The 13,233-nt window shown below is 37.1% G+C and carries 6 protein-coding genes; all 6 read right to left on the reverse strand.

The window, feature by feature from the left end; all coding sequences use genetic code 11:
* Positions 1-28 precede the first annotated feature (28 nt).
* Positions 29-1,576, reverse strand: coding sequence for a SusD/RagB family nutrient-binding outer membrane lipoprotein (locus BLR27_RS09025; RefSeq protein ID WP_090704028.1), 1,548 nt, complete (start codon positions 1,574-1,576; stop codon positions 29-31).
* A gap of 468 nt (positions 1,577-2,044) precedes the next feature.
* A complete protein-coding gene (locus BLR27_RS09030; RefSeq protein WP_090704031.1) occupies positions 2,045-3,592 on the reverse strand; it encodes a SusD/RagB family nutrient-binding outer membrane lipoprotein in 1,548 nt (515 codons plus the stop codon).
* Between the two features lie 19 nt (positions 3,593-3,611).
* Entirely contained in the window at positions 3,612-6,692 is a 3,081-nt protein-coding gene (locus BLR27_RS09035; RefSeq protein WP_245704486.1) for a SusC/RagA family TonB-linked outer membrane protein, read from the reverse strand.
* Between the two features lie 675 nt (positions 6,693-7,367).
* A complete protein-coding gene (locus tag BLR27_RS09040; protein WP_176767652.1) occupies positions 7,368-8,954 on the reverse strand; it encodes a SusD/RagB family nutrient-binding outer membrane lipoprotein in 1,587 nt (528 codons plus the stop codon).
* 26 nt (positions 8,955-8,980) lie between these two features.
* On the reverse strand, positions 8,981-11,998 hold the full coding sequence (locus BLR27_RS09045; RefSeq protein WP_176767653.1) for a SusC/RagA family TonB-linked outer membrane protein: 3,018 nt from the start codon (positions 11,996-11,998) through the stop codon (positions 8,981-8,983).
* Between the two features lie 221 nt (positions 11,999-12,219).
* Entirely contained in the window at positions 12,220-13,227 is a 1,008-nt protein-coding gene (locus BLR27_RS09050; protein ID WP_176767654.1) for a carbohydrate-binding family 9-like protein, read from the reverse strand.
* Positions 13,228-13,233: the final 6 nt, after the last annotated feature.

The raw sequence follows: 13,233 nt of genomic DNA on the forward strand, positions 1-13,233 counted from the left end.
AAGGCTTTTTAAAGATATTTCTATCTGATTATTTATTCCACCATAAGCGGGTAGCCTCATTATCAGCACCACCAAGTTTTGCAACACCGGTTGCAAGACCTGCAGGATTTGTTTGAGTCTCACCAATTACATATGGCACACGACGAACAACCTGATCTTTAGATACTACCAAACTCTCAGAATTCATTCTAGGATATAGTTTCGGGAAACCTGTACGACGGTATTCTGTCCAGGCTTCAACTCCATTTGGCCATAAAGCGATCCATTTCTGAGTGATGATCTGCTCTAATTGCTTAGAAGCATCTGCAGACCATACAATTGTGATATCAGATAATGCAGGTGAAACTACAGCGCCTGTTACAGCGATCGGAGTTTTTGTACTTGCAGTATAAGCAGCAATTGCAGCAGCATCAGAAATACCCCACTGCTTCATTGATGTTTCGATACCTTTCTCATAGTAAGTTTTTGCAGTACCGCCACCCATGTTCCATCCTTTTAATACACCTTCAGCTCTTAAGAACCAGGCTTCAGCGGACATGATCACTTCAAATGGATTCGTGTTTTGATTTGCCGGAGTAAATCTATCATTCACGTTTGAAAGTTTGGTGTTCTGATTTGCCGGCAATCCTAACTCAACCTGAGTATAGCCATTACGGATACCTTTATAGGTTGCAGTTGTGCCTTCAATCGGAGCATACATCTTGGTTATACGAGGATCCTCATAACCAGTTAATACAGACTCCATGGCAGCACTCATACGAAACTCATTCCAGGCTGTTGCCTGATTCATGCTATTGATGTTATTTGCAGTAGTTTTGATATAAGCATCGTGAGCATTGGTTTCCATTACTCCGCCTGCTACAGCTGCTTCTGCATTTGATTTAGCCAATGCTGGCTCAACCCCAGAAATACGAATAGCTATACGAAGACGTAAAGTATTTGCAAATCTGATCCACTGATCTACATCACCATTATAGATAAGGTCATTGTTACCCAATACATTTTTACCTTTGAATGCTTGAAGATCAGCAGTTGATTTAGCTAATGTGGTCAGGAAATCTTTGTAAATAACATCCTGTGCATCATAATCAACCTGCTTTAAACCATTTCCAACAGCAGAGTAAGGAATTGGTCCCCAATAATCAGTCATTGGCTGATACATACGAACTTTCCAGATATTAGCTATTGCATAAACAGCAGGATTGGCAGCTTTACCACCTGGCTTAGTATTTTCCAATACACCTAATAATGCCGGAGCCTGGTTATAAAAACCATTCCATGCACCATTTAACCAGTTACCAACCATCACGTTACGGTCTGAACCGAAGTTTTGTGCGATATTACCAAAATACTGTGCCTGTAAATCACCAAACAAACTGTTAAACAGCTGCCAGGAGAACATCACACCTCTATGCTGAGAGGCTGCAAATGCATTACCCACAGCTGATGCATCAAGCTCTGTTAATCTGCTTGTATCAGTATTATACTCCTCAAACTTGTCGGTACAAGAAGAAATACCAATTGCAGTAAACAAGGCTAAACTTGAAGCAACGATATATAATTTATATTTTTTCATAATTGTTAATTTTTATTAATTAAAATGATAAATTCAAGTTCAAACTAATCTGACTGGTTGTAGGCAGGGAAAATCCTTCTTAACCTGGTTAATGGATCCTGCAAATCATCCTTTTTGCATCCTGTCAAAACAATTACAGGTAAAATTTTAAGGATAGGCCTTCGTAATTTAATGAGTAGCTATTTTTTCATAAGTTTTGAATTTATTTTCAATTATATACGAAACAGATTTTATTTTGGTTGTTAGCAGATGAAAATTATTTTGATTCTTTCATAATTATAATTCGATCAAGAGCAGCAATTCGAAAATTTGATTAAAAATTGACTCAATAAAACATAAACCTATTTAATGAAAGGAAGAATTAAAATTATAAACAAACAAAACAGTTATATAGTTTTAAAAAATAGCTATACGCAAAAAAGCCTTCCCGATATATCGGGAAGGCTTTTTAAAGATATTTCTATCTGATTATTTATTCCACCATAAGCGGGTAGCCTCATTATCAGCACCACCAAGTTTTGCAACACCTGTTGCAAGACCTGCAGGATTTGTTTGAGTCTCACCAATTACATATGGTACACGACGAACAACCTGATCTTTAGATACTACCAAACTCTCAGAATTCATTCTAGGATAAAGTTTCGGGAAACCGGTACGACGGTATTCTGTCCAGGCTTCAACTCCATTTGGCCATAAAGCGATCCATTTCTGAGTGATGATCTGCTCTAATTGCTTAGAAGCATCTGCAGACCATACAATTGTGATATCAGATAATGCAGGTGAAACTACAGCGCCTGTTACAGCGATCGGAGTTTTTGTACTTGCAGTATAAGCAGCAATTGCAGCAGCATCAGAGATACCCCACTGCTTCATTGATGTTTCGATACCTTTCTCATAGTAAGTTTTTGCAGTACCGCCACCCATGTTCCATCCTTTTAATACACCTTCAGCTCTTAAGAACCAGGCTTCAGCGGACATGATCACTTCAAATGGATTCGTGTTTTGATTTGCCGGAGTAAATCTATCATTCACGTTTGAAAGTTTGGTGTTCTGATTTGCCGGCAATCCTAACTCAACCTGAGTATAGCCATTACGGATACCTTTATAGGTTGCAGTTGTGCCTTCAATCGGAGCATACATCTTGGTTATACGAGGATCCTCATAACCAGTTAATACAGACTCCATGGCAGCACTCATACGAAACTCATTCCAGGCTGTTGCCTGATTCATGCTATTGATGTTATTTGCAGTAGTTTTGATATAAGCATCGTGAGCATTGGTTTCCATTACTCCGCCTGCTACAGCTGCTTCTGCATTTGATTTAGCCAATGCTGGCTCAACCCCAGAAATACGAATAGCTATACGAAGACGTAAAGTATTTGCAAATCTGATCCACTGATCTACATCACCATTATAGATAAGGTCATTGTTACCCAATACATTTTTACCTTTGAATGCTTGAAGATCAGCAGTTGATTTAGCTAATGTGGTCAGGAAATCTTTGTAAATAACATCCTGTGCATCATAATCAACCTGCTTTAAACCATTTCCAACAGCAGAGTAAGGAATTGGTCCCCAATAATCAGTCATTGGCTGATACATACGAACTTTCCAGATATTAGCTATTGCATAAACAGCAGGATTGGCAGCCGGACCACCTGGCTTAGTATTATCCAATACACCATATAATGCTGGTACCTGATTATAAAAACCATTCCATGCACCATTTAACCAGTTACCAACCATCACGTTTCGGTCTGAACCGAAGTTTTGTGCGATATTACCAAAATACTGTGCCTGTAAATCACCAAACAAACTGTTAAACAGCTGCCAGGAGAACATCACACCCCTATGCTGAGAGGCTGCAAATGCATTACCTACAGCTGATGCATCAAGCTCTGTTAATCTGCTTGTATCAGTATTATACTCCTCAAACTTGTCGGTACAAGAAGAAATACCAATTGCAGTAAACAAGGCTAAACCTGAAGCAACGATATATAATTTATATTTTTTCATAATTGTTAATTTTTATTAATTAAAACGATAAATTCAAGTTCAAACCAATCTGACGGGTTGTAGGCAGGGAGAATCCTTCCTGACCAACTGCAGTGTTAGATGCACCTGCAGAAGATTCAGGATCGAAACCTTTAGCTTTATTTACAATAAAGAATAAGTTACGACCAACTAAAGATACAGATCCAGCCTGGAATGGTGCTTTCTTAAATATATTCTTTGGTAATGCATAGCTTAAAGATGCTTCACGTAAACGAACGTTTGTAGCAGAATAAGACCAAACTTCACCAACAGGAGTATTACGACCACCTACAAATTTCCAGTATGACTCAGCAGTTGTTGCAACGGTATTTGCTGCACCTGCTGCTGTTACACCAGGGAAAATATAAGAACTTCTTCCTGCTAAGGTTTCTTCCACCTGACCATCAGAATAGATAATCGCATTTGTGAATGAAGTTACATTACCACCAACACGAGCAGTAATTAAGGCACTTAAACTAAAGTTTTTGTAGTTGAATGTATTAGTAATACCACCAGTCCAATCAGGACGAGAATTACCTATACTTACAGTTGTTCCAGGAGTGATTAAAGGTAATCCGTTAGTACCTACTATAACTCTACCACTGGCATCACGCTGATAACCTCTACTGTACATCTGACCTAAAGACTCACCTTCAACTGCACGCTGGAATACCATGAAATCATTTGTTAAAGCCAAAGTCTTTAAAGTAGGAGATAATTCAACTAATTTATTGATGTTTTTAGCAAAGTTTAAATCAATATTCCAACGGAAATCACCTTTAGCAATTGGTGATCCATTCATAGTTAATTCAACACCTTTGTTATTCACCAAACCAGCATTAACATATTCAGAACTCCATCCTGAAGCTGGAGGAAGAGAAACTCTGAACAATTGGTTTTTAGAATCACTGGTGTAGTAACCCAAATCAAATCCAATACGATCATTTAAGAATTTTGCTTCTAAACCAATTTCCAATGCAGTTGTTAACTCAGGCTTAAGGGTAGGGAATGGTTTTGTACCATCTCTGCTGATGAAACCAGCTGCACCACCTGCTGCAAAGTTATAAAATTGAGCAGTCAGGTATGGAGCTGCATCGTTACCAGTTGTAGCATAAGAACCTCTCAATTTAGCGAAAGAAACTGCACTAGGTAAAGTAAAGATGTTTGAAAGGATCGCTGAGAAACCTCCTGAACCAAATAAATAAGACTGATTTGCTTTTGGTAATGTAGATGACCAGTCATTACGAACAGATCCAGAAATTGTAATAGCATTCTTGTAAGTGAAATCTGCCGTAGCAAATACACCTTGCTTTTCTGTTTGAACGAATGAACGACTATCTGTTGGACCACGACCGTTTGAAGGAATAAATAGGTTATCCCTGTTTAATCCACCAGCATTGGTTGATTGGAATGTTCTATCTAAATGTTGAAGAGACGCACCGAAGGTTGCATCAACAGTTAATTCTTCAAGGATATTCTTTTTGAAAATACCAATCAAGTCAAAGTTAGTTTCTGTAACATCTCTATTTTCAGTCTGGTAGTTACCAAAATCAGCAATAGTGTAAGTATCATTATACCATTTACCTTCGAAAGCGTCAATGGTTTTATCCAAACCTGCACGAGCCATTAAGCTTAATGCCGGAGTTACCTGATACGTTAATGAACCAAATCCCATTACACGATCTCTGATATCATTAGAAATAACACGGTTTTTAGTCCAGAATGGGTTTTCACCACCGTTAGATCCTGGATTCCAGTAGTTCTGACGCAGTTTACCTGAAGAAGGATCAATGTAATCGTACTTTTTAGCCTGTTCCAAAGAAATGTTACGCGGAATACGAAGAATGTGACGTTGGTTATTCTGATAAGCCTCACCAGTGTATTGTCTGTTGTCAATATCCTGTTTCAAATAAGTAACCTTTGAATCATACGATAATTTAGGGCTTACTTTACCGGTAAGACGTAAGTTAAGGTTGTTTCTTTTTAACTTATTGTTATCAATGATACCGGTTGCATCTACTCTGGTATATGCGAAATAGGTTTGAGCCTTTTCAGTACCACCAGAGAATGCCAAAGTATTCGACAGTTGATTTCCTACAGAGTAAAAATCTTTGTAGTTATTTGGCTGAGGAGTCATGTTGTAAACTTTTCCAGCATCCGCAGGATCATTACCCCATAAAGCAACTGATTGACCGGTCATTTTTGGACCCCAAGAACCTTCCTGAGCTCTGTTGTAAATACCACCAGCACCCTGACCATACTCATTCTGGAAATTATAAAGTTCCATCATTGATTCTAGCTGAGAAGAGCTATTGAAAGAAACTCCTGAACCTCTTTGTGCACTACCTTTTTTAGTACTGATCAATAATGCTCCGTTTGCAGCACGTGAACCGTAAAGAGCAGTTGCAGAAGCACCTCTCAGAACAGTCATTGATTCAATGTTGTCAGGGTTAACACTTGATAAACCATCACCACCATCACGACCACCGTTACCAGTACCCGGGCTATAGTTCGAGTTATCCATAGGTACACCATCAATAACGATCAAAGCCTGGTTGTTACCAGTGATTGAACGGTCACCTCTAAGTACAACACGAGTTGAACCACCAAGACCTGAAGAAGTACCGGCAACATCAAGACCAGCAACACGACCGATCAAAGATTTACCAATGTTTAATTCTCTGGCTTTTTGAAAATTGTCAGTGTTGACCTTTTGAGTCGCATAACTTAAGACCTTCTGGTCCTTTGTAATACCCAAAGCAGTAACAATTACTCCTTCAAGTTGTTTTGCATCAGATTCAAGACGAACATTTAATGTTGTTCTTCCCTGTACTGAAACAGTTTGGGTTGCAAATCCAATGTAGCTGAACACCAGCGATGCATTAGAAGGAACCGAGATTGTAAAGCTACCATTAGCATCTGTGCTTGTTCCCTGAGTTGAACCACTTACCTTGATGCTTACAGCAGGTAACGGTAAATTGTCAGAGTCGGTAACTTTACCGGTAACACTAATATTCTGCGCAAACACATAGGTCTGGCACAATAATAGTAGTACGACTAGTTTGTAAATTTTTCTCATCATAATTCTTTTTTTTAATTGAATTTTAAGTTATAAGAATAAACTCCTCATGGTTACAATTACTACATAGCATTTCCAACCAATCAGACTATCTAAAATAATTAATTTATTTAGTTTCCTAAAGTTTAATAAAATATAATTCCATCAATAATATTACAAAGTCAATATAACTCAACTAATTGATTATCAATATTTTACATGTATATATTACATGACAAGAAATTATTTTACCTGACTATTTCACAAATGTTGAAAAGTTTATAAATTCCAAAAGGCCCAAAACATGCCCTAAAATGCATTAAGACTTAAAAAACTTTCTTCTTTGAGTCCGATCAGATAGCCTCTAACATTCTCTATCTAGAATACTTCTACTAATTATATACTTGATATTATATAATAGACCAAACTTAAATTTTGTTCAAATTTCGAATATTCATGTAATTGGTATTAATTTATATACAAGGCAAAATTATTATTGGTGTCAAGGCATATTTATTGAAAATCTCAGATGGAAAACAGTTCTGCATTAGATAGTTTTTGAATTAATAGGAGAGCAAATTTTAAAAATGAATGATGGACAAGAAAGATTAGCCACATATTACCGATCACCCCAAAATATAAAGCAAAAAAAAAAGCATTCCCTTGCGGGAATGCTTTTTCAAAGAAAATATCAACGGATTATTTCATCCAATAGAACTTAACATCTTCATCATCTCTTCCACCAAGATGGGCAGCAACAGCAGCATCATATGCAGCTTTACTTGCACTTGCAACAGCAGTAGGATAAGTCAAACGCTTAATAAATGTACCTAATGGCAATTTTGGATTTTGCGGAGCCATGATATTGTACAATTTAGGATATCCGGTTCTTCTGAATTCAGACCATCCTTCAGTACCTTCAGGAAATACAGCGATCCATTTTTGAGTAATTACCTTTTCTAATTTAGTTTCAAAATTGGCAGCCTCATCCCACATAACCACGTTATCAGTTAAAGGAGCGCTATCATATTGATTATTCGGACGTTTTGGATCCACATAAGCTAATTGCTTGCTTGTACTTTGTAAGTAAGCATCAGCACCAGCGGCACCATTTGCAGTAAATGAAGTTTTGACTCCATCTTCATACCACTGCTTAGCAGTACCACCACCCATGTTCCATCCTCTCAATACACCTTCGGCTCTTAAGAAATAGCTCTCTGCAACATCAACAACTTTTGTATGAGAAGTTTCAGCAACATTATATTTAGAATAGTTTTCGTAGATAGTCTTAGAAGGTCTGTCAACACCCGGACGGATACCCCTGTAAGTACCTGCGACTGCAGGGTCGGTAGCTGTCAAAGCATAAATAGGTAAACGACCGTCACCGTATCCTTGAAGGTAAGTAATTACTGCTGCAGATATACGAGTATCAGACCATGCATTAGTATAAGTAAAATAAGGACTTACACCATTAGAAGGAGAAACAGTAAATGAACCTGAAGCAGCATCCATCACTCCGCCATTTGCTACAGCAACAGCTTTTTCAGCTTCTACTTTTCCTTTTGCAGGGTCAACAACTGAAATACGCATAGCCATACGTAATCTGATCGTGTTAGCAAGTTTTATCCATTTAGTATATTCACCTTTGAAACTTGATCTATCCCATTTAGAAAAACGTGCAACGTCAGCATTCTTATCAGCAGCTTCAGCAGCAAGTAAAGCTACTACTGCCTTATCAAGATCTACAAAAATAGCAGCATAAGCCTCTGCAGGTGAATCAAACTTAGGTTCTGCTGTATTACCATATTTAGTATATGGATAGGGACCAAAGGTATCAACTAAACGCTGAGCAGCAGCTGCCTTCATAATAAGAGCAATTGCATATAAATCAGGATATTTTGTATCATATCCTTTTTTAGACATTGTCAACCAGTTGTTCATTACGTTATTGGTAGAAACATTGTATGAGTTAGGCCAAATACCTCTGGTTACATAGGTAGTTGGATTCACATTACCAATAAAGTTACTCGGAGCCTCAAGGTAATTGGCATACGATTCTGCCTGAAGGTTCTGTTGAGTTTGATGACCTGTACTTGTAGCCACGATATTATTCATCATGATAGGAAGAAGGAATGCTGCTTCTGCACCATCCTTTGCAAGATCAGCATCAGAAATGTTTCCCGTGTTGACATTTAATCCTTCAAAATCTTTGGTACATGAAGGAGCAGCCAGAGCAAGCAAGCCTATGCACAAGAGTTTGTAATTGTTATTATTGAAATATTTCATTTTCATATTTTTATATAAAAGTTATATTAAAATCCAGCTCTTAATGTCAGACCAACTGAAGTTGCTGATGGAATCTGGAAAGATTCAAAACCCTGGTTACCATTACCTGTACCTAAAGCTAATTCAGGATCAAATGGTGCTTTCTTGTAGAAGAACAAAACATTTCTTCCAACCAGAGAAAGATTTACATTTTTAAATGTATTGCTGAATTTAGGTAAAGTATAACCAATTGCAAGCTCTCTTAAACGAATGTTTGTTGAACTATAAGTATATTCTAAACCAGCTGCACCGTAATCAGCTTTTGCTGAAATATATCCATAATAAAGTTCCGGACTGATCACTTTACCATTTAAGTTAACACCACCAGCATCACGAGCTTCACCACTTCTTTTTGAAAGACCTTTGTAATCTAACCATTGTTCAGTTGAAGATGATACCAGACCACCAAAACGACCATCTACTAAGAATGACACATTGAAATTCTTATAAGTAAACTGGTTATTTAAATTCAAAAGGAAATCCGGGTTAGCATTACCAATATACTGATCATCTGTTGTAGATAATAAAGGAAGACCTGTAGTTGCATTGAACTGCTGAACTCCATTTGCATCATAAAGATAAGTTTTTCCAAACAAATCATGGTATGCACCATATTTACGGCCCTGAAGTAAGGCACTTCCCGGACGAAGAAGGAATAGATTAGTTAACCTGTTACCACTGTTCAAAACAAAACGGTCAGTAGTTAATAAGGTACTTAACTCTTTTATTCTGTTGGTATTTCTTGAGAAATTAACAGAAGGAGTCCATTTTAATTTACCAAAAGAAGCATTATAGCTTAATGAAGCTTCAATACCTTTATTTTGAATTGTTCCACCATTGATGTAGAAACTTGATGCACCAGCACCTGTTGGAGCAGTAATAGTGAATACCTGATCTTCAGTAGTTGCATTGTAATAAGTAACACTCAGATTCAATTTATCTTTAAAGAATCTTACATCAGCTCCAAATTCATATGATTTTGAACGCTCAGGCTTCAAAGTGATCGTATCAGTACCACTAAAGAATGGCAATGTACCTCTACCAGAAACACTCTCATCAGGACCAACACCATAATTAGAATTTCTTGCAGCAGCTCCAAACGGTAAAGCGTTACCCACTTCAGCATAAGTTGCTCTTAATTTTGCAAAAGAGATAGCATCTGTTGCTCCTATTGTATTGGTTAGCACATACGCTAAACCAGCTGAAGGGTAAAAGAATGGAGTTTCAGTGGTTGAAGACCACTCATTTCTTCCGGTTACATCAAAGAATAAAGTTTCTTTATAACCAAATGAAGCAGTTCCGAAAACAGCACGATCAATTCTCTTTGTTTTACTTGAAGTTGAAACGAAGTTTCCGGTTAAACCCTGCAATGAGAAATAATCCGCATAATAAAGTGAATTAGAAGCACCATTAGTTCCATTATAAGTAGCATCAGATTTAGTAATTGTATTACTGAAACCTGCTACTGCATTTACTTTAATATTGTCAGATAATGCTTTGTTAGCACTTAACAATACATCAGTATAAAGTTCTGAACCACTGCTGACAGATTTTTGGTAACCACCATTAGCACCTGTATTGATTGGATCTGAAGAAGCTCCCTGACGGCTATCACTATCTGATGAATAATTGTTGAAAGTAGTTCTACCTGCAACATTTAACCAATCAGTAATATCAATTTTTGCAGAACCATTCATGTTAGTACGGTTTCTGAAAGAATCGTTCTGAATCTTATTAATGATCCAGTAAGGATTTTGATTTGAACTGTGCTCATTTTTCATGTAAGGCCAGTTTTGAACAAAAAAACCACGGGTTGCATTCCAAACACCACCACCATTCGGGCTATATTTATCCATATTATCACCCATTGGGAATAAATACAGACCAAACATTGGACTATTCGTCCATGATGAACCATTCTGATTTTTAGTTTGAGTACCTATATAATTAATTCCACCATCAAGGGATAACTTATTGTTGAACGCTTTTGAGCTTCCTCTTAAAGTAACGTTATTTCTTCCGTACTTGTAACCAGGGATCATTGCTTTTGAATTGGTATTAGCATATGAAAGATAAACTCTTTGAGTTTCGTTTCCGCTGCTCAGCGATAAACTATTCAAATAGTTTTCTCCTGTTTGGAAAAATTCTTTTATGTGAGAATCATTACCTGTAGTGATCTTAGGTCCCCAGCTATCATTGATACCTGTACGAGCTACTCCACCTAAACCCTGACCATAAGAAGTCTGTAATTCAGGTAAAACAAAAGGACTATCGTATGTTGCAGTTGAAGCAAAATTAACAGATGTTTTTCCTAATTTACCTTTTTGGGTTGTAATCAAAATTACACCGTTAGCAGCCTGGCTACCATATAATGCAGCAGCAGAAGCACCTTGTAATATTTGCAGACTTTCGATATCTTCAGAGTTGAAATCTGAGAATCCACCAACAGGAACACCATCTACAACATATAATGGACTGTTACCACCACTGATAGATTTGTTACCACGAAGAACGATCCTTGGAGATGAACCCGGGCCACCTGATCCCTGAGTAACAAATACTCCGGCAGCTTTACCAGCCAAAGAGTTCAAAACGTTTGCTCCTTTAACCTGGTTTAAATCTTCTGCAGATACGTTAGTAGTTGCATAAGATAAACTTTTTGAAGAACGTTCAATACCCAATGCTGTAACAACTACACCTTCGAGCATTTTAGAATCAGTTGCAAGTTTTACATTCAGAGTGGTACGACCCTGAACTGCAATTGTCTGAGAAGCGAAGCCTATGTAAGTAAATACAAGACTTGCATTAGATGGTACTGAAATGGTAAAATTACCATTGTTGTCAGTACTTGTACCCTGAGTTGAACCACTTACCTTAATGCTTACAGCAGGAAGCGGCAAATTTTCAGAGTCGGTAACCTTTCCAGTTACGCTGACATTCTGTGCAAACACAAATGTTTGACAAAATAGCAGTAACAGGACTAAATTGTAAATTTTCTTCATCATGAATCTTTTTTTGTTAGATAATATAATTGAATTAATAAGCCAAGGCATAAATAAATACGGATGAGATAAATAAATACGATTGGTGGCTCTAAATTAGACATTTTTTCAATTATGCCAAATTTTCGCTAAAGTACTAGCAGATAGGCTAAAATCTAATAGAATTGAAATAGTGTTAAAGGAATTTAAGGATCAAGACTCCTTATTAATTAGGTATATTCTAATTAATTTCTTTTGACTAAGAACTTACCATCATGATCAAGAGAGATCAAAAAGTCAGGTAATGAACTTTCCAATTCAAGGTTAAATTGACTGTTTGTAGCTGAAATTTTTATCCCTTCAGCATTTTCAAATGAGATATCCGGATATTGCTTTTTTAACTGTTCAATGTTCAATGCATACTTACCATTTCTGGTTTTAAAATCCTGCTGCAGATAGAAGTATTTCCAAATCTTAAGTTTAAGTTCCTCTAATTCAGGGTTTAGAAAATTTAAATTGTCAGGAATTTCATCGGCGAACCTGACGTATCCCCATCTTTCAGGATAATGAAAATTGAGAATTCCCTGTGGCGACCAGCAAGTGTATTCAGGATTTAAAGGTCTGCCATTGGCATTTATTTTTTTAATATATTTTCCATCTTTAATTTCAACAGTTCGTTGAACCCTTGTCAGATTCATTTTCCAGATGTTTCCTGCCTTTGGCATTGAATTAGCTCCACCAAATCTGAAAGTTTTATGAGGAATTGCAAGTTCAATATTCCAAAATTTGTCTATGTCGTTCGGATTGTTTAATGTTCCATTAATAGAAACAGCTTTTTTCAATCCCTTAATATCCCAATCAGTAATACTGGCTCCCCCGCTTCTTGGTGCTTTGGTAAGTAACAGGTCCCAAACCGTAGAAAATGCGTTTATCTGAAATTCTACATAATTTTGGGTATCACCTTCAGGGTCTATAAAGATCTCAAAGGCATTATCCTGAAATATGGGTAGATCGTGATCTTTTAGATTAGCCCATATATGCTCTTCCTCAAAGCGGGCAAATACATACAGGTAATCATTATCCCAAAGTAATTTAAACCGTGTTGACTGAGATGATCTTTTGGAAGGATCTCCTTCGATATCGACGAAATTATCTGACCAGGGGGCTTTGTTCCATGCTGCCTCATTGTCATCACCATCAATGGTCATTGGCTGCATGGTTTTTAGAGCTGTGTATTGTTTTGGAACTTGCATAAGAGG

The sequence above is a fragment of the Daejeonella rubra genome (assembly GCF_900103545.1).
GTDB classification, from domain to species: Bacteria; Bacteroidota; Bacteroidia; order Sphingobacteriales; family Sphingobacteriaceae; genus Daejeonella; species Daejeonella rubra.